General features: G+C 60.2%; 15 protein-coding genes. 12 read left to right on the forward strand and 3 right to left on the reverse strand.

The features are described from left to right. Positions 1-2: 2 nt before the first annotated feature. From tssK to tagH, 3 genes are read right to left on the reverse strand one after another with little or no spacing between them, the layout of a single operon-like run. Positions 3-1337 (reverse strand): type VI secretion system baseplate subunit TssK, encoded by a 1335-nt coding sequence (tssK, locus tag ASD70_RS22430; RefSeq protein ID WP_046070113.1) that lies wholly within the window; start codon positions 1335-1337, stop codon positions 3-5. Between the two features lie 18 nt (positions 1338-1355). Continuing rightward, entirely contained in the window at positions 1356-1865 is a 510-nt protein-coding gene (tssJ, locus tag ASD70_RS22435; protein WP_046070114.1) for a type VI secretion system lipoprotein TssJ, read from the reverse strand. A 57-nt stretch (positions 1866-1922) separates the two neighbouring features. Further along, the gene (tagH, locus tag ASD70_RS22440; protein ID WP_056847478.1) at positions 1923-3257 is read right to left on the reverse strand and encodes a type VI secretion system-associated FHA domain protein TagH; all 1335 of its coding nucleotides are present in this window, start codon (positions 3255-3257) and stop codon (positions 1923-1925) included. Between the two features lie 397 nt (positions 3258-3654). Here tagH and tssA point away from each other — a divergent pair, with 397 nt between their 5' ends. The 12 genes from tssA (at position 3655) to ASD70_RS22500 (ending at position 21212) form a co-directional block, all read left to right on the forward strand. Then, a complete protein-coding gene (gene tssA / locus ASD70_RS22445; RefSeq protein WP_056847479.1) occupies positions 3655-4674 on the forward strand; it encodes a type VI secretion system protein TssA in 1020 nt (339 codons plus the stop codon). A gap of 54 nt (positions 4675-4728) precedes the next feature. Beyond that, positions 4729-5235: a type VI secretion system contractile sheath small subunit gene (tssB, locus tag ASD70_RS22450; RefSeq protein WP_016969965.1), complete on the forward strand. Its 507-nt coding sequence runs from the start codon at positions 4729-4731 to the stop codon at positions 5233-5235. Between the two features lie 2 nt (positions 5236-5237). Then, the gene (tssC, locus tag ASD70_RS22455) at positions 5238-6734 is read left to right on the forward strand and encodes a type VI secretion system contractile sheath large subunit (RefSeq protein WP_043048103.1); all 1497 of its coding nucleotides are present in this window, start codon (positions 5238-5240) and stop codon (positions 6732-6734) included. A 174-nt stretch (positions 6735-6908) separates the two neighbouring features. Beyond that, positions 6909-7397, forward strand: coding sequence for an Hcp family type VI secretion system effector (locus tag ASD70_RS22460; protein WP_005792512.1), 489 nt, complete (start codon positions 6909-6911; stop codon positions 7395-7397). 78 nt (positions 7398-7475) lie between these two features. Then, positions 7476-7991 carry a type VI secretion system baseplate subunit TssE gene (gene tssE / locus ASD70_RS22465; RefSeq protein WP_005792513.1) on the forward strand — a complete coding sequence of 172 codons (516 nt, stop codon included), beginning with the start codon at positions 7476-7478 and terminating at the stop codon, positions 7989-7991. Then, positions 7988-9847, forward strand: coding sequence for a type VI secretion system baseplate subunit TssF (tssF, locus tag ASD70_RS22470; RefSeq protein ID WP_056847480.1), 1860 nt, complete (start codon positions 7988-7990; stop codon positions 9845-9847). The genes tssE and tssF overlap by 4 nt, the downstream gene beginning before the upstream one ends. Then, positions 9811-10854 carry a type VI secretion system baseplate subunit TssG gene (tssG, locus tag ASD70_RS22475; protein WP_046070118.1) on the forward strand — a complete coding sequence of 348 codons (1044 nt, stop codon included), beginning with the start codon at positions 9811-9813 and terminating at the stop codon, positions 10852-10854. Before tssF ends, tssG begins: the two co-directional genes overlap by 37 nt. After that, entirely contained in the window at positions 10847-13504 is a 2658-nt protein-coding gene (tssH, locus tag ASD70_RS22480) for a type VI secretion system ATPase TssH (protein ID WP_046070119.1), read from the forward strand. The genes tssG and tssH overlap by 8 nt, the downstream gene beginning before the upstream one ends. Before the next feature lie 156 nt (positions 13505-13660). Continuing rightward, entirely contained in the window at positions 13661-15607 is a 1947-nt protein-coding gene (locus ASD70_RS22485; protein ID WP_046070120.1) for a type VI secretion system Vgr family protein, read from the forward strand. 15 nt (positions 15608-15622) lie between these two features. Beyond that, entirely contained in the window at positions 15623-16057 is a 435-nt protein-coding gene (locus ASD70_RS22490) for a DcrB-related protein (RefSeq protein ID WP_046070121.1), read from the forward strand. A gap of 14 nt (positions 16058-16071) precedes the next feature. After that, entirely contained in the window at positions 16072-20454 is a 4383-nt protein-coding gene (locus ASD70_RS22495; protein ID WP_056847481.1) for an RHS repeat-associated core domain-containing protein, read from the forward strand. Beyond that, a complete protein-coding gene (locus ASD70_RS22500; RefSeq protein ID WP_173664465.1) occupies positions 20451-21212 on the forward strand; it encodes a pentapeptide repeat-containing protein in 762 nt (253 codons plus the stop codon). Before ASD70_RS22495 ends, ASD70_RS22500 begins: the two co-directional genes overlap by 4 nt. The last annotated feature ends 199 nt before the right edge of the window (positions 21213-21411 follow it).

Below are 21411 nucleotides of genomic sequence, written 5' to 3' on the forward strand. Positions count from 1 at the left end.
TATTATCCTCGGATCGCCCAGAAGGCCAGGTTCAAGCCCGGGAACTGCCCGGCGATATGGAAGGCAAAACCGCCGGAATTGCTCAACTGCTGCCAGTGCTCGCTGCCCCGGTCCAGTTCGTAATAGGTGCTACCGGCGTGGTACGGCAGTTGGCGCGGCGCCACCGGTAACGGCAGCAGGCCAATGCCCGGCAGTTGCAGGTTGACCATGTCGCGGATGTGCTCCACCGAACCGACTTTGCTTTGCTGGCCGAAGCGCGCACGCAGGGTTTCGCCAGGCACATCGGCACGCACCACGAGGATGAAACTGGCGTTGTCGAGCAAGGTCTTGTCGGCCAACATGGCAACGTGGATGCCGTAAGCTTTCTCGACAATCGGGATTGGCGTGGCCTTGCTGTCGATCAGCATCGACAGCGCCTCACGCAAGGCGGCCATGACCGGCGTGAAGCTCAAGGCCAAGTCGTCATGCTGGTATTGCGGGTATTCCTGGGGGCGCCGACCCGAGGTTGAAAAGGTGGAAAACTCACCGGCCAGGCTCACCAATTCACTGAAGAAGCGTTCCGGGTGCAGCGGGCTCAACTGGTTGAAATGCTGGATCAGCGGCTGCGCGCGATTGACCAGTTGCAACAGCATGAAGTCGGCAATCTCCGAGGCCCCGCCAGCGCCGGAGGCCACAACGCGGCCGGCCAAAGCTTCGCCACGCTGGTGCAACAGGCCGAGCAGTTCGCTGCGAAAGGCGGTCAACGGTTTGCTTGCGGCCACATCCAGCACCGGCGGGATATAGGTGTCATCCAGCACCAACGCGCGGTCGGCGCGTTTTTCCTTGATGCGTACCAGGCCGATGGCGGCGTAGTCGCTGATACCGTCCTGCGCCGTCAGCAGGCGTAACGCTCGCGAACCCACGGCCACTGGCGCGCGGTTTTCGAAAGGCGCGTTGTCGTCGCGCACTTCGCGCACCTGGCTCACATAACGTGCGGCTTCCAGGGCTTCGCCCTCATCGACGGTGTCGCGGGCACCCGCACGCTTGAGCGGCAGGGCCAGGTACACCAGGCCGTCGCGCAGATTGTCGTCGATATTCAACGGGCTCGGCGCCAGGTCATCCTGGGGGATATTGAACGGCGTGCCGTCCGGCAACAGGCCACGGGCCGACACAATCGCCAGCTTGCCCTGGGCCAGCAGACCCTGGTCGATCAGCAATTCGGAAAAGCCCCAGGCGCCTGCCGACAACGGGCGGCTGCGGGCGTCGATCAGGTTTTCCAGGTAACGGTCATGCTGCTGGAAGTGCTGCGTTCCGATGAACATGCCTTCCGACCAGACCACGCGATTGTTCCAGGACATGGGGGCTCCGATTGCTTGTTATTGGGCAGGGCTGGATGGGGGAGCCACGACATCGGCGCGCACGGCACGCACATCGAGGCTGATCTGGTATTCACTGGATTGGCGCGGCGGCACGTTGATGACGGTGCGCCATTGCGCACGGTCCAACTCGCGATAGCCCACCAGCACGCCGATCTGGCGCGTGGCCGGGTCAAGGTCGCGCTGGATGCTCAGTTGCTGGCCGGGTTGCACCATCACTTCATCCTGGTCCAGCAGGTCGAGGCCGAGGGTCGATTGCGCACGGTCCGCCAGGGCGAAGTAATCGGAGCGGGAAAAGGTCGCGGCGTTTTTCAATTCGAAAATGCGCACCCGCACCGGCGCGGCTTGGCCATTTGCACCGGGGTTAAGCCCGGCAATGGCGTGAAAGTGCAGCTCGACGGCGGTGGTGTTGGCTTGCGCGTCGGCAACCGCTTCGGGTTTGACCGCGTCGTTGGCACACGCCGTCAGCAGCAGCGCGGTTGCAGCTGCGAGTAAAAACCTGGGAATCATCCTGCGTCCTCAATGACGTACTTAGCTATCCGTTTTATCCATTCGTACAACGCGCTTTTAGCGTCGCTGTCGTGCGCTGTGTTCTTCGTAGGCCCGGCTGAATTCGCGGCCGAACAGGTCTTGGAAATCCTCCTGGGCCTCGCGGGAAATATTGCTGTAGAGCTCGGTGAATTGCTGCCAGTACTGGGCCTGGCGCGAGCCGTTGAAAATACTCGAAAGGCCACCGGGCTTGCCCATGCGCTCTTCCAGCTGCGCCGGTTCAAAGCGCATGAGCAGGTGCTTTATCGCTGCTTCCACCCCAGCCATCACCGCCAATTGGTGGGCGCGCAAGTCGTCGAAGCTGTCACGCACCGCAACATCCGGCGCCATAAACGCCTGGTTGCCGTGACGAAGCAACAGCAGTAAGGCTTCGTCGGCATTCGGGGCGAATTTCAACGGGTTGTTTTCGGCGGGGCGGATCATCGTCTGCTGCATGCGGAACTCGCCCTTGAGGCTGGCCCGGGCGCGCAATACGTCAATCAGGCCCTCGACCATCAGCCGGTAGCTGCGGCCAATGCTTTCCATCTGGGCGCAGGCGTCGGCTTTATCCAGGCGTAGCTGGTCGAGGCCGGCACCGCGCAGGAAGGCTTGCAACAGGTCGGGTTGTGGCTCGGCGCCGGCCACGGGGAGCGCAACAGGCTCGACCACAGGTGGCGGCGGGGCAATAGGGGCAGCAGGCGGCGCAGTATTGACGACCGGCGCGGGAGCGTCGCCAAACAGGTCCCAGTCTTCGGGAATGACCGAGCCTTGCACCTGCGGTTTCTCAGGTATGGGCGCAGGCACAGCGACCGGTGCCGGCGGGCGGAAATCGTGCTGCTCGGACGGTACATGGTCGGCCACGGTGGGCGGCGGCACGGCGGTGGGGCTGAGGAAATCGAACAGATCGGGCAAGGTTTCCATCGACGAGGCGCCGTGGAACTGCGGTGCGATCATCGGCGTTGGCGCAGGCGGGTTAGTCACGGCGCCCATCAGCGCTTCAAAGCTGTTCGGCGAATCACCGGCAAACGGCTGGCTGCCGACGGCCTGCACGTTGAAGTCGATACGCGCCTGGATTTCATAATCGCCAATGCGGATCAGCTCGCCATCTTGCAGCAGCTCGCTATTACCCCTGCGCAAACGAATACCGGCGTTAACCAGTTCAACCCCGTTGGTACTGTTATCAGTTAAGTAATAACGTCCATCTTTGTATTGAATAACGCAATGTTGGGAGGAGACGAGACGTTCAGGGTCAGGCAATACCCAGTCATTCTCTGAACTGCGGCCGATAGCCATCACGCCCTGGTCCATGGACTTCTCGGGGCACTGCCCAGGGGTGATCTTGTGATAACTAGTGATAGTCAAACACAGCGCCATCTTGCCTCCTTGCTGATACATCGCGCGCGGTCTATCCAAAGGGACACGCTTCCCTGAAGACTTGCCCACGGTCGCGCAAAAAAACGACCGCCAAAATCAGCCGTTACCAGCATGATCGCTGATATTAACTGGCTTGCATGACAAAAATCCTCTACGGACACGCCTTTCGACCCGTCAGTCGCGCAGGTTGTTAAACACCGCACATCTGTCACAGAGGGCGAATAGCTTACCTTGACAAGGCATAAGTACTACACCAAAAATGCACAACTTCTTGAACATCAGTGATAGCCCAATAGTGGCACCCTGATGTTATGACCAGGAAAACATGCAAAGTTCATCGCGTAACTCGAGCATGCGTTGCCCGCCGTTCAGCGGGCTGATAAGGAGATCGAATTCAGTGGATGTGCCGTTGCTGCTCACCGCCGTTTCTGCGACTTCGCCTTGTGGCGAAGACATGGAGTATGACGCGCAATTCTTGCAACTGGAGCGTGATGCCAAGGGCCAGCCCGAGCGCAGCATGGGCGACTCGATCCTGCCCGCTGAACCGCCGGAATGGCGCAGCATCCAGCAGCAAAGCCTCGACTTGTTGCAGCGCAGCAAAGACCTGCGCATCACCCACTTCCTGCTGCAAAGCTCCCTCGCCCTCCAGGGTGTGGCCGGGCTGGCCGAAGTCCTTACGCTGATCAACGCCCTGCTGCGCGAATACTGGGCCGACCTGCATCCGCGCCTGGATGCCGACGACGATAACGACCCCACCGTGCGCATCAATGCCCTGTCCGGCTTGACCAGCGACACGACGATTCGCCTGCTGCGCGAGAGTATTCTCACGCGCTCGCGCACCTTCGGCCCCGTGAGTTTGCGCGCCGCGCTTAACGCCAGCGGCCTGCTGAGCTTCCCCGATGAGCAACTGGGCAGCCAGCAGCTCAATGCCGCGTTCCTCGACAGCGACCCCGAACTCCTGCAAGCCACTCGCGACGCCTTGAGCGCAGCGCGCGCGGCGTGCGAAGCCATCGAACAACAGGTCAACGAGCAGGTCGGTTCCGCCCAGGGCGTGGATCTCAGCGCCTTGAAGCAACCGCTCAAGCAGGCCCTGCAAATTCTCAATCAAGCGGTGCCCGGCACCGACAGCGGCAGCGATCCCGAGGCCGTCAGTGACGACAACGCCCCCTCGGTCGATTACGCCACTGCGCCCGCAGCCCCGCGCCCGACGGGCGACATCGCCACGCGGGATGACGTGCTGCGCAGCCTCGACAAAATCCTTGCGTATTACACCCGGCACGAGCCTTCGAGCCCGCTGCCGGTGTTGTTGAACCGAGCGAAGAATCTGGTACACGCCGACTTCGCGGCCATCGTGCGCAATCTGATTCCCGACGGCATGTCCCAATTTGAAAACCTGCGCGGCCCGGACAGCGAGTAAGCCGCCGGACCGTGCAGTAACAACACCGTCGCTCAAGCGACCAGGAGCAGCAACGTGGCGAAGCAAAGTTCTCAGAAATTCATCGCGCGCAACCGTGCGCCTCGAGTGCAGATCGAGTACGACGTCGAGCTTTACGGCGCCGAGAAAAAGGTTCAGCTGCCCTTCGTGATGGGTGTGATGGCCGACCTCGCCGGCAAGCCCGCCGAGCCGCTGGCAGCCGTGGCCGATCGCAAGTTCCTTGAAGTGGACGTCGATAACTTCGACTCGCGCCTCAAGGCCATGCAGCCACGCGTGGCGTTCCACGTACCCAACGAGTTGACCGGCGAAGGCAACCTGAGCCTGGACATCACCTTCGAAAGCATGGACGACTTCAGCCCGGCCGCCGTGGCGCGCAAGGTCGATTCCCTGAACCAGCTGCTCGAAGCCCGCACCCAGTTGGCCAACCTGCTGACCTACATGGACGGCAAGACCGGCGCTGAAGAAATCATCATGAAGGCGATCAAGGACCCGGCACTGCTTCAGGCACTTGCCAGCGCGCCCAAGCCTGCAGGGGAGCAGTAAGCATGACTGACAATACCGTACGCGAAGGCGCATCCAGCCTGGGCGCCACCGAAGAAACCAGCGAGTTCGCCTCGCTGTTGATGCAAGAGTTCAAGCCCAAGACCGAGCGTGCCCGCGAAGCCGTGGAAACCGCGGTGCGCACCCTGGCCGAACAGGCCCTGGCGCAAACCGACCTGGTGTCCAACGACGCAATCAAGTCGATCGAATCGATCATCGCCGCCATCGACGCCAAGCTCACCGCCCAGGTCAACCAGATCATCCACCACCAGGATTTCCAGCAGCTGGAAAGCGCCTGGCGTGGCCTGCACTACCTGGTCAACAACACCGAGAGCGATGAGCAGCTGAAGATTCGCGTGCTCAACATCTCCAAGCCGGACCTGCACAAGACCTTGAAGAAATTCAAGGGCACCGCGTGGGACCAGAGCCCGATCTTCAAGAAGATGTACGAAGAAGAATACGGCCAGTTCGGCGGCGAACCTTATGGTTGCCTGGTAGGCGATTACTACTTCGACCAGTCGCCACCCGATGTGGAACTGCTGGGCGAACTGTCGAAAGTCTGCGCCGCCATGCACTCGCCTTTCATCGCTGCCGCGTCGCCAACCGTGATGGGCATGGGCTCCTGGCAGGAGCTGTCGAACCCGCGTGACCTGACCAAGATCTTCACCACCCCGGAATACGCCGGCTGGCGCTCGCTGCGTGAATCGGAAGACTCGCGCTACATCGGCCTGACCATGCCACGCTTCCTGGCGCGCCTGCCGTATGGCGCCAAGACCGATCCGGTGGAAGCCTTTGCCTTCGAAGAAAACACCGACGGCGCCGACAGCTCCAAGTACACCTGGGCCAACGCCGCGTACGCGATGGCGGTGAACATCAACCGTTCGTTCAAGCACTACGGCTGGTGCTCGCGCATCCGTGGCATCGAGTCCGGCGGTGAAGTGGAAAACCTGCCGGCCCACACCTTCCCGACCGATGACGGCGGCGTGGACATGAAGTGCCCGACCGAAATCGCCATCAGCGACCGCCGTGAAGCGGAACTGGCGAAGAACGGTTTCATGCCGCTGCTGCACAAGAAAAACACCGACTTCGCCGCGTTCATCGGTGCGCAGTCGTTGCAGAAACCGGCCGAATACGACGACCCGGACGCCACCGCCAACGCCAACCTGGCCGCACGCCTGCCGTACCTGTTCGCCACCTGCCGTTTCGCCCACTACCTGAAGTGCATCGTGCGCGACAAGATCGGTTCCTTCAAAGAGAAGGACGAGATGCAGCGCTGGTTGCAGGACTGGATCCTCAACTACGTCGACGGCGACCCGGCACACTCCACCGAAACCACCAAGGCCCAGCACCCGTTGGCGGCTGCCGAAGTGATCGTGGAAGAAGTCGAAGGCAACCCGGGGTACTACAACTCCAAGTTCTACCTGCGCCCGCACTACCAGCTGGAAGGGCTGACAGTGTCGTTGCGTTTGGTATCGAAGCTGCCTTCGGCGAAAAGCGCGTAAAAATCGGGACTGGCTCGCTCCCCGTAGGAGCGAGCTTGCTCGCGAAAAACTTCAAGGCACCGCGTTCATTCAGGATGCCAGCGTCATCGTTAACGACCTTCGCGAGCAAGCTCGCTCCTACAGGGGTCGGTGGCGTTAATACATTCGGTGGCAGAGTCCACACAGGGAGAAAACATGGCTGTTGATATTTTCATCAAGATCGGCGACATCAAGGGCGAGTCCATGGACAAGGCCCACAAGGACGAAATCGACGTATTGAACTGGAGCTGGGGCATGGCCCAGTCCGGCAACATGCACGTCGGCGGTGGCGGCGGTGCGGGCAAGGTGAATATCCAGGACCTGTCGCTGACCAAGTACGTCGACAAGGCTTCGCCCAACCTGATGATGCACTGCGCCAGCGGCAAGCACATCGACAAGGTCAAGCTGACCGTGCGCAAGGCCGGTGGCGAAAGCCAGGTCGAGTACATGGTGATCAACCTGGAAGAAGTGCTGGTCACGTCCCTGAGCACCGGCGGCTCGGGCACCGATGATCGCCTGACCGAGAACGTCACCCTGAACTTCGCCCAAGTAATGGTCGACTACCAGCCGCAGAAAGCCGACGGCACCAAAGATGGCGGCGCGATCAAGTTTGGCTGGAACATCCGCTCCAATACCAAGCGCTGATAGCCCCTGTGGCTGTGGCCTCGCGCCACGGCCACAGATACCTTGTCCCTCTCGCAACCCGTCCGTGGAGCTGCTTTGGTGGTAACTGAAATCGCTTCCCGCGACCGTCTGCAACCGTCCCTGCTGGACCGGTTGACTGATGACGACCCGACCAACCCCAAGGAAAGCGCCGACAAGCGTGTGCTGTCCCTGACCCAATTGAAAGCCTCGGTGCTGCGTGACCTGGCGTGGCTGCTCAACACCACGTCGTTGCTCGATGCCGATGCCACGCTGCACACCCCAGCCGGTACCTCGGTGGTCAATTACGGCCTGCCGGCGCTGGCGGGCAACAGTGTTTCCAGCGTCGATATCAAGGCACTGGAAGCCCTGATCTACCAAGCCATCGCCACCTTCGAGCCGCGCATCCTGCGTCACACCTTGCGGGTCAAAGCCCGAGTCGGCCATGGCGAAATGAACCACAACGCCCTGAGCTTCGAGATCGAAGGCGACCTGTGGGCACAGCCAGTGCCTTTGCGTCTGTTGCTGCAAACCGACCTGGACCTGGAGTCGGGCCATGTACGCGTGGTCAACGCCGACCAGCGGAGGCGCCCATGAACCCGCGCCTGCTGGAGCTGTACAACCAGGAACTGCACCACGTGCGCGAAAGCGCCGCCGAGTTCGCCAAGGAATACCCGAAGATCGCCAGTCGGCTGACCCTGTCCGGCATGGACTGCGCCGACCCCTACGTCGAACGCTTGCTCGAAGGTTTCGCCTACCTGACGGCCCGGGTGCAGCTCAAGCTCGACGCCGAGTACCCGACCTTTACCCACAACCTGCTGGAAATCGCCTACCCGCACTACCTGGCGCCGACGCCGTCGATGACCGTGGTGCAGCTGCAGACCGACCCGGATGAAGGCTCCCTGGCCAGCGGTTTCCCGCTGCCCCGCGACACCGTATTACGTGCTGCCCTGGGCCGCGAAACCCAGACTTGCTGCGAGTACCGCACCGCCCACCCGGTGACGTTGTGGCCGTTGCAGGTCAGCGCCGCCGAATACTTCGGCAACCCCGCCGCCGTGCTCGGGCGCCTGGCCGCCAGCGAGCCGAAAGCCAAGGCGGGTTTGCGCCTGACCTTGCGCACCGGCGCCGAATTGCCATTCAACAGCCTTGAGCTGGATAACCTGCCGCTGTATCTCAGTGGCGCCGATGAGCAACCGTTCCGCCTCTACGAACAGCTGCTGGGCAACGCCTGCGCGGTGTTTGCACGCAAGCCTGGTGGCGATTGGGTCGAGCGCCTGCCCCAGGGCGCGTTGCGCTCGCGGGGTTTCGACGATGCCGACGCAGCCATGCCGGTGGTGGCGCGGGCATTCCAGGGCTATCGCTTGTTGCAGGAATACTTCGCCCTGCCCCATCGCTTCCTGTTCGTCGAGTTCGCCGAACTGAGCCGTGCAGTCAAGCGTTGCGACGGCCAGGAGCTGGAGCTGATCGTGCTGTTTGACCGTCATGAGCCGAGCCTGGAGGGCAGCGTCGGTGCGGCACAGTTCCTGCCGTTCTGCACCCCGGCGATCAACCTGTTTCCCAAGCGCGTGGACCGCATCCACTTGTCCGACCGGGTCAACGAACACCATGTGATCGCCGACCGCACGCGGCCAATGGATTTCGAGATTCACTCATTGAGCGGCATCACTGGCCATGGCACTGGGCCGGAGCAGCCGTTCTTGCCGTTCTACGCGGTGCGTGACCCGTCGCGCTATGGCCGTGACCTGGCTTACTACACCGTGCGCCGCGAGCCACGGGTGTTATCCAGCGACCAGCGCCGCAACGGCCCGCGCTCCACCTATGTGGGCAGCGAAACCTTCGTCAGCCTGGTGGACAGCCGCCAGGCGCCCTACGGCCATGACCTGCGCCAGTTGGGTGTCACCGCGTTGTGCACCAACCGCGACTTGCCGCTGTTCATGAGCGTGGGTAACGGCAAGACCGACTTCACCCTGGCCGACAGCGCCCCGGTGCTGTCTGTGCGCTGCGTCGCCGGGCCAAGCCGGCCGCGCGCCAGCCATGCCCATGACGCAAAGGCCTGGCGCCTGATCAGCCAGTTGTCGCTCAATTATCTGTCGTTGAGCGAACAGGGCCAGGGGGCCGGGGCTTTGCGTGAACTGCTGCGCCTGTACGGCGACAGCAACGATGCCGCCCTGCAATTGCAGATCGAGGGCCTGCGCGAAGTCAGCAGCAAGGCCGTGACCCGACGCCTGCCGATGCCTGGTCCGATTGTGTTTGGCCGTGGCTTGGAAATCACCTTGGAGTTCGATGAAAACGCGTTTCGCGGCACCGGCGTGTTCCTGCTCGGCGCGGTGCTGGAGCGCTTCCTGGCACGTTATGTGTCGATCAACAGTTTTACCGAGACGGTGATCCGTACCACCGAACGCGGCGAGATCATGCGATGGAAAGCCAAGCCCGGACGGCGTCCGACCCTGTGAGTACCCTGGATGCGATGCACCAGGAGCCCTGGGAATATGACTTCTTCCAGGCGCTGCGGCGTATCGAGTGCGAATCGCCGGACCTGCCGCGCCTGGGCCATTCCCTGCGCCTGGCGGATGACCCGTTGCGCCTGGGGCAGCAAGCCGATTGCACCTTCGCCCCGGCCACGCTGGCGTCGGTCGACCCCGGTGGCGACGGCAAGCCGGCGCGGCTCGAGCAATTCTTCTTCGGCCTCGGCGGCCCCAACGGTCCGCTGCCTTTGCACATCACCGAATACGTACGCGAACGCCAGCGCAACAACGCCGACAGCACCAGCAAGCAGTTCCTGGATGTGTTCCACCACCGCTTGCTGAGCCTGTTCTACCGGGCCTGGGCCGAGGCGCGGCCAACGGTCAGCCACGACCGCCCGGATGATGACTACTGGTCTGCACGCCTCGCCGCCTTGAGTGGCCGCGGCATGCCAAGCCTGCAGAATCAGGGGCTTATCCCGGATACCGCCAAGCTGCACTACAGCGGCCACCTGTCGGCGCAGACCCGCTACCCGGACGGCTTGAAAGCCATTCTCAGCGAATACTTCGGCCTGCCGGTGGAGATCGAAGAGTACGTCGGCCAATGGCTGGAGCTGCCCGAACGTAGCCGCGTGGGCGTGAGCGCCAATAGGCTGGGCGTGGACTTTTGCCTGGGCCGCTTTGTGTGGGACCGCCAGCACAAATTCCGTATTCGCCTCGGCCCGCTGAAACTCAATGACTACATGGGCATGCTGCCCGGCCGCCAGCCGTTCAACGAGCTGGTGGCGTGGGTGGCCGAGTACCTGGGCCATGAATTGGACTGGGACTTGAACCTGGTTTTGCAACAACCCGAAGTACCGGCGCTGCACCTCAACGGCCAGTTCCGCCTGGGCTTCAACACCTGGCTCGGCCGCCCTGCGCATGACGCCAACGACCTAATCCTGGCCCGGCATTACGCCGATCACGCCACCACCTCAAGGAATCCAGAGCATGGGTGAAATCAGTCGCGCCGCACTGTTCGGCAAACTCAACAGCGTGGCCTACAAGGCCATCGAAGCCGCCACCGTGTTCTGCAAATTGCGGGGTAATCCGTATGTGGAACTGGCCCACTGGTTTCACCAGTTGCTGCAACTGCAGGACTCGGACTTGCACCGCATCATCCGCCAGTTCAACGTCGAACCGGCGCGCCTGGCCCGAGACCTGACCGAAGCCCTGGACCGCCTGCCACGCGGTTCCACCTCGATCACCGACCTGTCCTCCCATGTGGAAGAAGCCGTGGAGCGCGGCTGGGTGTATGGCAGCCTGATGTTCGGTGAAAGCCAGGTGCGCACCGGCTATCTGGTGCTGGGTATTCTCAAGACGCCGAGCCTGCGCCATGCGCTGCTGGGGTTGTCGGCCGAGTTCGACAAGATCAAGGCCGAAGCCTTGAGCGAGCGCTTTGACGAATATGTCGGTGACTCGCCGGAAAACGCACTGACTGCCAGCGACGGTTTCAATGCCGGCGCCGTGCCGGGCGAAGCCAGTGGCGCGATGGCGCCAAGTGCGATGGGCAAGCAGGAAGCCCTCAAGCGCTTCACTGTCGACCTGACCGAACAGGCCCGCAGCGGCAAGCTCGACCCTATCGTCGGCCGTGACGAAGAGATCCGCCAACTGGTGGATATCCTCATGCGTCGGCGCCAGAACAACCCGATCCTCACCGGTGAAGCCGGGGTAGGCAAGACTGCCGTGGTCGAGGGTTTCGCCCTGCGCATTGTCGCCGGTGACGTACCACCGGCCCTGAAGGATGTAGAACTGCGCAGCCTCGACGTGGGCCTGCTGCAAGCCGGCGCCAGCATGAAAGGCGAGTTCGAACAGCGCCTGCGCCAAGTCATCGAAGACGTGCAGGCGTCGCCCAAGCCGATCATCCTGTTTATCGACGAAGCCCATACCCTGGTGGGTGCCGGTGGTGCTGCCGGTACAGGTGACGCCGCCAACCTGCTCAAGCCCGCCCTCGCCCGTGGCACCTTGCGTACCGTGGCCGCCACCACCTGGGCCGAGTACAAGAAGCACATCGAGAAAGACCCCGCCCTGACCCGCCGCTTCCAGGTGGTGCAGGTTGCCGAGCCGTCGGAAGACAAGGCGCTGCTGATGATGCGCGGCGTGGCCTCGACCATGGAAAAACACCACCAGGTGCAGATCCTCGATGAAGCCCTGGAAGCCTCCGTGAAGCTGTCGCACCGCTACATCCCGGCGCGCCAGTTGCCTGACAAATCCGTGAGCCTGCTGGATACCGCCTGCGCCCGCGTCGCTATCAGCCTGCACGCGGTGCCAGCGGAAGTGGACGACAGCCGTCGCCGTATCGAGGCCCTGGAAACCGAGCTGCAAATCATCGCCCGAGAGCATGCGATCGGCATTGCCATTGGTGCGCGTCAAACCAATAGCGAAGCGCTGCTGAGCGCCGAGCGTGAGCGCCTGTCCACGCTGGAAAGCCGTTGGGGTGAAGAAAAAGCCTTGGTAGATGAATTGCTGGCTACCCGTGCAACCCTGCGCGAAAAAGCCGGCGTGGTGGACAGCGGCAACGATGAATTGCGTGCGCAACTGGTCGATCTGCAACAGCGCCTCACCACCCTGCAAGGTGAAACCCCACTGATCCTGCCGACCGTGGATTACCAGGCGGTGGCCTCGGTGGTCGCCGACTGGACCGGCATCCCGGTGGGCCGCATGGCCCGCAACGAACTGGAGACCGTGCTTAACCTCGACCAGCACCTGAAAAAGCGCATCATCGGCCAGGACCACGCCCTGCAGATGATCGCCAAGCGCATCCAGACTTCCCGCGCCGGCCTCGACAACCCGAGCAAGCCGATTGGCGTGTTCATGCTGGCCGGCACCTCGGGTGTGGGCAAGACCGAAACCGCCCTGGCCCTGGCTGAAGCCATGTACGGCGGCGAGCAGAACGTGATCACCATTAACATGAGCGAATTCCAGGAAGCCCACACCGTGTCCACCCTCAAGGGCGCGCCACCGGGCTATATCGGCTACGGCGAAGGCGGCGTGCTGACCGAAGCGGTACGGCGCAAGCCCTACAGCGTGGTGCTGTTGGACGAGGTGGAAAAAGCCCACCCGGACGTGCACGAGATTTTCTTCCAGGTGTTCGACAAGGGCGTGATGGAAGACGGCGAAGGCCGGGTGATCGACTTCAAGAACACCCTGATCCTGCTGACCACCAACGCCGGGACCGAGCTGATCTCCCAGGTGTGCAAAGACCCGGCGAACATCCCCGAGCCGGAAGAGATCGCCAAGGCCCTGCGCCAGCCGCTGTTGGAGATTTTCCCGCCGGCACTGCTGGGACGTTTGGTGACCATTCCCTACTACCCGCTGAGCGACGAGATGCTCAAGGCGATCACGCGCCTGCAACTGAACCGCATCAAGAAGCGCGTGGAGAGCACCCACAAAGTCGCGTTCGACTACGACGACGCAGTGGTCGACCTGATTGTTTCGCGCTGCACCGAAACCGAAAGCGGTGGGCGCATGATCGACACCATCCTCACCAACAGCCTGCTGCCGGACATGAGCCGCGAGTTCCTCACGCGCATGCTCGAAGGCAAGGCGCTGGCGGGGGTGCGGATCAGCAGTCGGGATAATGAATTGCACTACGACTTCAGCGATTGACCTGACGGAATTCGATAAAAATTGTGGGAGGGGCTTGCTCCCGATAGCGGTGAATCAGTCACCCAATGCATAACTGACACACTGCTATCGGGAGCAAGCCCCCTCCCACATTTGGACTCGGTTTCTTCAGTTATTTAGTCATTTACGGGTTAACCGATGCTATTCAACCAAGCCTCACGCCTGGCCAAGATCACCAGCCCCCTCGGGCCGGATGTGCTGTTGCTCAATGAAATGGGCGGCGGTGAAGAGCTCGGCCGGCTGTTCAACTACGAGCTGCAACTGACGTCCCTGGACGCCAACATCGACCTCAACCAGTTGCTCGGCAAACCCATGAGCGTGGGCCTGCAACTGGCCGACGGCGGCGAGCGGCATTTCCACGGAATCGTCGCCCGTTGCAGCCAGAACATCGACCAGGGCCAGTTCGCCAGTTACCAGGTGACCCTACGCCCATGGCTGTGGTTGCTCAGCCGCACCTCCGACTGCCGGATTTTCCAGAACCTGAGCATCCCGCAGATCATCAAGCAGGTATTCCGCGACCTGGGCTTTTCCGACTTCGAAGATGCCCTGAGCCGACCGTATCGCGAGTGGGAATACTGCGTGCAGTACCGCGAGACCAGTTTCGATTTCGTCAGCCGTCTGATGGAACAGGAAGGCATCTACTACTTCTTCCGCCATGAACAGGACCGCCATGTGCTGGTGCTGGCCGACGCTTACGGCGCCCACACCACCGTACCAGGCTACGCGTCGATCCCTTACTACCCCAAGGACGAGCAGCAGCGCGAACGCGACCATATGCACAACTGGCACCTGGCGCAGGAGGTGCAGCCCGGGTCGCTGGAGCTCAACGACTACGACTTCCAGCGCCCCAGCGCCAGCATCGACGTGCGCTCGGCCATGCCACGCCCGCACACCGCCGGCGACTACCCGCTGTACGACTACCCGGGCACCTATGTGCAAAGCGCAGACGGCGAACACTACGCCCGCACCCGCATCGAAGCGCTGCAAACCCTGCATGAACAGATCGAGTTCGCCGGCAATGCGCGGGGCCTGGGCTCCGGCCATCTGTTCAGCCTCACCGGCTTCAGCCGCCAGGACCAGAACCGCGAATACCTGATCGTCGGCTGCCGCTACTACATCGTCCAGGAAAGCCTGGAAAGCGGCGGTGGCTCGGGCTCGGCGCAGTTCGAAAGCAGCCTGACCTGCATCGACGCCCAACAGAGTTTCCGCCCGCTGGCCAACACCCACCGCCCCATCGTCAAAGGCCCGCAGACCGCCCTGGTGGTCGGCCCCAAGGGCGAAGAAATCTGGACCGACCAATACGGCCGCGTAAAGGTGCACTTCTACTGGGACCGTCACGACCAGTCCAACGAGAACAGCTCCTGCTGGATCCGTGTGTCGCAATCCTGGGCCGGCAAGAACTGGGGTTCGATGCAGATTCCACGGATCGGCCAGGAAGTGATCGTCAGCTTCCTTGAAGGCGACCCCGACCGTCCGATCATCACCGGCCGCGTCTACAACGCCGAGCAGACCGTGCCCTACGATCTGCCGGAAAACGCGACCCAGAGCGGCATGAAAAGCCGCTCGAGCAAAGGCGGCACACCGGCCAACTTCAATGAAATCCGCATGGAGGACAAGAAGGGGCTGGAGCAGTTGTACATCCATGCCGAACGCAACCAGGACATCGTGGTGGAGGTGGATGAAAGCCACTCGGTGGGGCATGACCGCAATAAGAGCATTGGCCACAACGAGACGGTGACCATCGGGAGTAACCGCCTGCGGGTGGTGCGCAACAACGATACCGTGATTGTGGGTGGGGCCAAGTCGGACAGCGCCGCCACCCACTACACCATCGAAGCCGGAGAGTGTCTTCGCCTGGTGTGCGGGGACAGTGTGATCGAGCTCAAGGCAGGCGGGGACATCAACCTGACCTGTGGCTCGTTCAACCTGTTTTCCACCGGCAGCAGCAAGATCCAGACGAAGGGCAAGCTGGATATCAACCTGGGCAGCGACAAGGGCACATCGCCCGGCGCCCAAGGCGTGCAAGACACGATCAAGTCCGCCGTCGAATCAAAATTCCCCGGCAAGCCCGGCGCTGGTCAATAACGAGATTTCTTCACCATGAATTACCTGATCAACGAAGCACAGTTCACCTTGCCGGACACTGAGGTACAAGACACCTCGATCAATATCCTCAAGTTCGCCAAGTTGGGTACTACCCTGGTAGTGAGCCGCAGCCCGTTGGCGGACGGCGAGAGCCTGCAAAGCAATTTCGAAGGCCAGCTGAAAAAACTCGAACAGCAGGTCAAGGACCTTCGCTATTCCCCGGCCCAGGCGGTTAAGGTCGGGCCGGCGCAGGACATCGACGCCTTTGAAGTGCAGAACCGTTTCAACAAGGGCAGCGACAATATTTACCAATATCAATTGGCAATGCAGATACCCGGCACACGCAACCTGGTCGCCCTGAGTTACGTCAAGACCCAGCCCCTGGGGCCTGCCGAGGCGGCGCATTGGGCAACGCTGAAAAACACGCTCACCTTTTGCGCTACGCCTTGAGTCGAGCCTGAGCAATGAGTGATGACCTCTGGGCTGCCCGAGAAGGCGACGCACTGCTGCACACCTCGGTGATGGCCGATATTCTCGGAGGTGTGCTGGAAGTGGCCGCCTATGCGGCGATCACCTACGTGGGCTGTCTTGCCGTCGCGGCGGCGGTTGCCATCACGACCGGCGCAACCATCGCCACCGGCGGCGTTGCCCTGGTGCTGGTGGTCGGTGCTGTCGTCGGTATCACCGCAGGACTCACGGGCGCCGACCTGAAAATATCCAGTTGGTGCGAGTCCGCCGCCAACTGGGTATTTCCGCCAGTGATCGACGCCTTCATCACCAGCGGCTCGGAAAACGTCTTCATCAATGGTAAAAAGGCTGCCCGCGCAGCTGGCAAGATGACCGCTGTTTCAGTTCCGCCCAGCGAACCCTCGGCCCCCAGCTTCCTGGACATGGCCGGCGAGTTTTTCTCGCAGTTGTGGCGCCCGACCGTCGCCTCCCCCGCCCCCGGCACCAAGCCTTGCCCACTGGACACCGTGGCGTGCAACAAGCACCCGCCCATGCCGCTGCAATTCATTGCCGAAGGTTCCAGCTCGGTATTCATCAATGGCCAGCCTGCTGCGCGCAGCGGTGATCGCAGTACCTGCGATGCCAAGATTGGGACGGCCGAGGGCCTGATTTCTCCGGATGTGCGCATTGGTGGCGAGACCATTGTGGTGCAGGAGATTCGGAGTGGGAAAACACCGGGGGTGGGCCTGGCGATTACTGCTTTATTGATGCTGCGCGGCAACGTGAGATGTTTCTGGAGCAAACTACCCTGCCTGTTCGGCAGTGTGCTGGTAGGGGCAGGCGTCTCCTATGGGACCAGCAAGATAACCTCTGCCCTCAAAAACGCCATGAACGGCTCGCCTAACCCGGTGCACAGCGCGACCGGTGCCAAGATTCTAGGCGATGAGGATGAACTGGATTTTGTGCTTGCGGGCCTGCTCCCAATGGATTGGCAGCGTTTCTACAGCAGTCTCGACACACGGAACGACGGACTCTTTGGTGCGGGATGGAGCGTCGCCTATGAGGTATCCGTCGAGATCGATATAGACGAAAAACTGTTTTACATCGATGAGCAGGGACGCCGCCTGGATATCGGTTACGTCCCCCTGTCAGGCGGGGCGTTCGACCCAGTCGAGGGTCTTGTGGTCAGGCGCAGCGGCGACGGCGCGGTCTTGATCGAGAGTATCGACGGCCTGTATCGGCTGTTCGAGCCCGACCCGCTGAACGGCTTTCGGATGCGCCTGCAGTTGCTGGGTGATCGCAACGAAGGGCGAATCTTTCTCGACTATGACACTCAGGGGCGGCTGTATCGCCTGCGCGATACCCACGACTTGATGCACGTCGAACTGAACTATTCGGCCCAACACCCACGACGCGTGAGCCATATCGAACGACGTTACTTGCGCCAAGAGCATTTTGACGCGCGCAGCGACGTGCTGGTCAGCTATCGCTATGACCACAACGGCGACTTGGCCGAGGTCATGGATGCACAAGGCGTGACCCAAAGGCGCTTTGCCTACGACAGCGCGCGGCGCATGATCGAACACCAGCGTTCAAGTGGTTTGCGCTGCTTCTACCAATGGGCTGAGGTGCTTGGACCGCAAGGCCCGGAATGGCGCGTCAGTCGCCACTGGAGCGATGCAGGTGATCAATACACGTTCGACTACGATCTGGACGCTGGTATCACCCACGTCACTGACGGGCTTATGCGGGTCGGCACCCGGCATTGGAACCCGCAGTACCAGATCACTCGCTACGTCGATAACCTGGGCCATACCTGGCAATTCGATTGGAACGAAGAACGCCAATTGGTGGGTGCCATTGACCCGCAAGACGGCCAGTGGCACTTCAACTACGACGCGTCAGGCAACTTGAGTGCAGTCATCGACCCACTGGCCAGAACCAGCGGCACGCAGTGGCTGGAACACTGGGCATTGCCCCAAGTGGAAACCGACCCGGCGGGTAACAGTTGGCACTATCGCTATGATCAGCGTGGCAACTGCATCGAAGAAATCGACCCCCTCGGACACTGCACCCGCTACGTGTATGACGGTTTCGGGCAGCCAGTGCGCATCATTGATGCGACGCAGAAAACCAGGACACTACATTGGAACGAGTGGGGTCAACTGGTCGAAGAGGTAGATTGTTCGGGTTATCCAACGCGCTATCAGTACGACGCCTTCGGCAATCTGCTAATGCAGACCAATGCCGAAGGTGAATCAGTGCGTTACCGGTACGGTCTTCAGGGGCTGCTTCTGGAGTGTCAGCTACCGGACGGCCGCGTCGAACAGTTTCAACGTAGCGCCAGCGGTTCTCTGATTGTTCACGTTGACCCTGCCGGCAGCACCACACGCTATGCCTATGACGTTCGCGGCCTGGTCAAACAACGCTGGGACGCGCATAACCGTTCGGTCAAATTCGATCATGATGCCTACGGACGACTGTGCAAGCTGACCAATGAGAATGGCGAAAGCTATCGCTTTGAGTGGGACGCAGCTGACCGTATGGTGCAGCAGCAGGATTTGGATCAAACCCGGCGCTGCTACACCTACGACTCACTGGACAACGTTGTCGCCGTGGACTATCTACCGGGGGCTGAGGGCGAGCCGGTAACGCCGCTGTCGCACCAGTTCGAGCGCGATCCTGGTGGACGCCTGGTCAGTAAAACCACCGCGGACGGCACCACCGTTTATGAGCACGACCTGAACGACCAACTGGTCGGTGTCACCTTCACCGCCCCTGACGGTCGCCAACAGGTACTCGGTTTCAACTATGACGCGCTGGGGCAACTGCTTGAAGAGCAAAGCTCGGCAGGGCCTGTGCAGCATCGTTACGATGAACTGGGAAACCTGATCCAGACCGGCTTACCCGACGGTCGATGGTTGAACAGGCTCTACTATGGCAGCGGTCACCTGCATCAGTTGAATATCGATGGCAAAGTCATCAGCGACTTCGAACGTGACCGCTTGCATCGCCAAGTGCAGCGTACTCAGGGCCAAATCAAGACAAGTACCGCCTACGATCGAAGTGGCAGGGTTCGCTCACGCCAGCGCCGCAGCATCGATCAGCCTTGGCAACTGCCGCCTTTGGTCGAGACCGATTACAGCTACGACCCTAGTGATAATCTGATCGGCCGACGTCGCGTTGACCGCCAGCACGATCGCCAAGAGCACCTGGGTTACGACAGTACCGATCGGATTCTTTTAAGCCATCAGGCTGGCCGCACCGAAACCTATGCCTATGACGCCGCAGCCAATCTGCTGGACAGCCCAAATCATGGTGGTCTCGTACGGCATAATCGCCTACTTACCTATCAAGACAAACGTTATGCATACGATGCTTTAGGTCGGATGATCGAGAAGCGCAGCGCTGCTCATGGCTTGCAGTGTTTTGCCTACGATGCTGAAAGTCGGCTGGTTGAAGTGCGAAATGACAACGGCAACGTGGTCAGAATGACTTATGACCCACTCGGACGGCGCATCAAGAAAACTGAGCACGATTACAATGACCATTTGTTGAGCCAGACGGATTTCATCTGGGATGGTTTACGCCTTTTACAGGAGTACAAACACAGCCAGACCAGTCTTTATATATACGAAGGGGACGGCTATGAACCTCTGGCCCGAATCGACGGCAGCGGGTCATTGCAAAAAATCCGTTACTACCACAATGATTTGAACGGACTCCCGGAGCAACTGACCGAGGCCGATGGACAAGTTACCTGGCAGGCGTGTTATGAGGTGTGGGGCCGCACATTGGCGGAGGTTCGGGAACCCCATTACATTGAAGAGCAAAACCTACGGTTTCAAGGGCAGTACCTAGACCGGGAAACGGGACTGCATTTCAATACATTTCGGTTCTATGATCCCGATGTGGGCCGTTTTACAACGCCAGACCCTGTCGGGCTGGCAGGAGGTTTTAACCTTTATCAGTATTCTCCTAACCCTTACGGATGGATCGATCCGCTGGGATGGGCCCCGTGCGGCTCAACCACTGCTAAGCTTCAGGCACACGCCAATGCGGCTAGAAAGGCTATCTACAGTAACCCACAAAGATCGTTGACCCCGAGACAGAGAGCGGCAGTTAAACGGGCCTATGACAGAGGTGATCTCGGACAGGCACGTTCTCGCTATCGTCGGTATGTAGGGCAGCGAATTGATGCAAACTTCAAAACCAGGGTGAAAAATGACCCATCACTGGGTCACTTGGAGGTATCGAAGTCAGGACAGCGTCTTCCCGATGTGTATGAAACTAAAACTAAAACCTGGTGGGACCTTACGACGAAGGCTGATTGGAAAAGAGGCACGCATCAGCGGCGTTATGGGGACTGGGGCAATGGTTATGAAGGGATATTATGGTGAGTAACAAAATGCCATCAACGGTGTTGTCCGGCGTACAGCAGGACGGGCTCGTATTACCTAAAAAAACGCTCTTTGAAAAAGAGAGCATCATCGACTGTAAATTAAAAGATGCGAAACTCTCCGATCCGATTTTTGATCAATGCGTGTTGGAGAGCTGTATGTTTGAGAAGAGTGATTTCTCCGGCTCAAGATTTTTCAATAAAACCCTGCTGACCAATTGCTCATTCAAGACTGTCGACTTTCAGGGATCGGGCTTCAGCAACAGCCAATTCAAGGATTGCACGTTCATAAAATGCAACTTCAAAGAGGCGTCTCTGAAAGACTGCGAGTTCAGCAACTGCACATTTACCCAGTGCAAAATCATTGACAACACGTTCAGCGCCAGCAAAATAACTTCCATTAAGTTTTCGGGAAAGCTACAAGAAGTAGCTTTCATAGCCGATCAACCCAACACCCCTCTTCTTGCTGACTTTAAACTGTGCAAGCTGGATTGGGTAACATTTGAGAACTGTGATCTTTTACAGATTACCCCCCCCGCGGACACCCAGCACATTTTTTTAAAAGATGTATCTGTTCGCGCGCGCAAAGCGCTCGCCTCGATAGCGTCCGAGCCAGACAATCAAACCAATAAACTATTGATGCGCCGACTTCAAAAACTTACCACGCAACGAGGTGCCCTTTTCAATATCAAAAATCTTGAGGCGTATGAAGGGCCGGAATTTACCAAACAATTCATTGCACTACTTCAAGATTTTTAAAAAAGTCATAACCCGGGCTTAACACGGTTCCCTTTAACACTTTTGAAGCTCATGTCAACCTGGGCTTTCGCCACCTTCTGGGCGAAACAAGCGAGAGGGAAAAATTTATTCAGACCTCTTGGCCGAGGTATCTGAACGCGGACAGATTTATCTAAAAAACCACCCCGATAAATCTGTACGCTGTTCTCAACCTCACGCC

The organism is Pseudomonas sp. Root569 (assembly GCF_001427465.1).
Taxonomy (GTDB): Bacteria; Pseudomonadota; Gammaproteobacteria; order Pseudomonadales; family Pseudomonadaceae; genus Aquipseudomonas; species Aquipseudomonas synxantha.

Excerpts from the sequence above, each read along its gene's own strand:
- tssK (WP_046070113.1), bottom strand. The coding sequence starts at position 1,337 with ATGTCCTGGAACAATCGCGTGGTCTGGTCGGAAGGCATGTTCATCGGA.
- tssJ (WP_046070114.1), bottom strand. The coding sequence starts at position 1,865 with ATGATTCCCAGGTTTTTACTCGCAGCTGCAACCGCGCTGCTGCTGACG.
- tagH (WP_056847478.1), bottom strand. The coding sequence starts at position 3,257 with ATGGCGCTGTGTTTGACTATCACTAGTTATCACAAGATCACCCCTGGG.
- tssC (WP_043048103.1), top strand. The coding sequence starts at position 5,238 with ATGACTGACAATACCGTACGCGAAGGCGCATCCAGCCTGGGCGCCACC.
- ASD70_RS22460 (WP_005792512.1), top strand. The coding sequence starts at position 6,909 with ATGGCTGTTGATATTTTCATCAAGATCGGCGACATCAAGGGCGAGTCC.
- tssF (WP_056847480.1), top strand. The coding sequence starts at position 7,988 with ATGAACCCGCGCCTGCTGGAGCTGTACAACCAGGAACTGCACCACGTG.
- tssG (WP_046070118.1), top strand. The coding sequence starts at position 9,811 with ATGGAAAGCCAAGCCCGGACGGCGTCCGACCCTGTGAGTACCCTGGAT.
- tssH (WP_046070119.1), top strand. The coding sequence starts at position 10,847 with ATGGGTGAAATCAGTCGCGCCGCACTGTTCGGCAAACTCAACAGCGTG.
- ASD70_RS22485 (WP_046070120.1), top strand. The coding sequence starts at position 13,661 with ATGCTATTCAACCAAGCCTCACGCCTGGCCAAGATCACCAGCCCCCTC.
- ASD70_RS22490 (WP_046070121.1), top strand. The coding sequence starts at position 15,623 with ATGAATTACCTGATCAACGAAGCACAGTTCACCTTGCCGGACACTGAG.
- ASD70_RS22495 (WP_056847481.1), top strand. The coding sequence starts at position 16,072 with ATGAGTGATGACCTCTGGGCTGCCCGAGAAGGCGACGCACTGCTGCAC.